Origin of the sequence: Microbacterium schleiferi, assembly GCF_038150145.1 — a bacterium.
In the GTDB taxonomy this organism is placed as follows: domain Bacteria; phylum Actinomycetota; class Actinomycetes; order Actinomycetales; family Microbacteriaceae; genus Microbacterium; species Microbacterium schleiferi_B.
The window spans coordinates 1-1,234 of the sequence record NZ_JBBWSA010000021.1 but is presented as its reverse complement, the minus strand read 5'-3'; the positions used below and the strand labels follow the sequence as shown (position 1 = coordinate 1,234).

1 protein-coding gene is annotated in these 1,234 nt (G+C 67.4%); it reads right to left on the bottom strand.

From position 1 onward, the window contains the following. Positions 1-7 precede the first annotated feature (7 nt). Positions 8-1,165 carry an IS30 family transposase gene (locus AADH62_RS14530; RefSeq protein ID WP_341580141.1) on the bottom strand — a complete coding sequence of 386 codons (1,158 nt, stop codon included), beginning with the start codon at positions 1,163-1,165 and terminating at the stop codon, positions 8-10. Positions 1,166-1,234: the final 69 nt, after the last annotated feature.

Here is a 1,234-nt window from a genome sequence, read left to right as displayed (position 1 = left end):
GGCGGATTCAAGCGGTGGTCGCAATGAGTTCTGTGAACTTCTCCGATGGTGTCAGATAGCCGAGCGTTTTGCGTGGTCGTCCGTTGAGCGAGTCCTGGATCGCGGTCAGCTCAGCGCGGGTGACGATGCTCAGATCGGTGCTCTTCGGCAGGTACTGGCGTAGCAGTCCGTTGGTGTTCTCGTTGCTTCCGCGCTGCCACGGGGAGTGCGGGTCGCAGAAGTAGATCGGGATGCCGGTCGCTGTGGTGAACTCGGCGTGCTTGGCCATCTCGGCGCCCTGATCCCAGGTGATCGTCCGCGCCAGCGACGCCGGAAGCGCGGTGATCGCCTCGCGCATTGCGGCCTCCACCTTGTCGGCGCTCTTCCCGTCGGGCAGGTGCAGCAGAAGTGTGAGGCGGGTGCTGCGTTCGACGAGGGTTCCCACGGCGCTGCGACTGTTCTCGCCGAGGATCAAGTCGCCTTCCCAATGCCCCGGCACGGCACGGTCTTCGACCTCTGCGGGGCGCTCGCTGATCATCACCATCCCTGGCAGCCGGCCCCGCCCGTCCGTCGCGGTCCGCGACTTCCGCGCCGCCCGCCCCGACCGCAGGCAGCGGGCGAGCTCGCGGCGCAGCTGCCCGCGTCCCTGCACGAACAGGGACTGGTAGATCGTCTCGTGACTCACGTGCATCTCCGGGTTGTCGGGATGCTCCAAACGTAAGCGCGCGGCGATTTCCTGCGGCGACCACAGTTGCTCCAGCTGCGTCGTGACGACCTCGAGCAGCCGTCCACTGTCGAGCTTGAACGGCTTCGGTCGGCGGGCCTGCTCTCGTGCGTCCTCGTGCGCCCGCCACGCCGAGTACTCCTCCCGTCCGCCGCCGCGCTTGACCTCGCGGCTGACCGTCGACACCGCGCGTCCCAGGGCACGCGCGATCGCAGTAAGCGTGTCACCGCGGGCGAGGCCGACCAGGATCTCCTCACGGTCGAAGACCGTCAGATGCCCCTCGCGCGGCTCCCAGCCGAACGGCTTCCCGTCGAGGTGACGGCCCTCCCTCGCCATGCGGCCGACCATCGGCGCCGTGCAGCCGATCTCGCGGGCGATATCGATGAGCCGCCACCCCTTCGAGTGGAGACGGAGCGCGAGCTGCTTCTGCTCGCGACTGAGATGACCATGTTTGCCCTGCAACGAATGCCTCCCGAGATCAGCGCCTGCTTCATCTCACAGCACCCGTTGCGTTGACCGGTTGAATCCGCC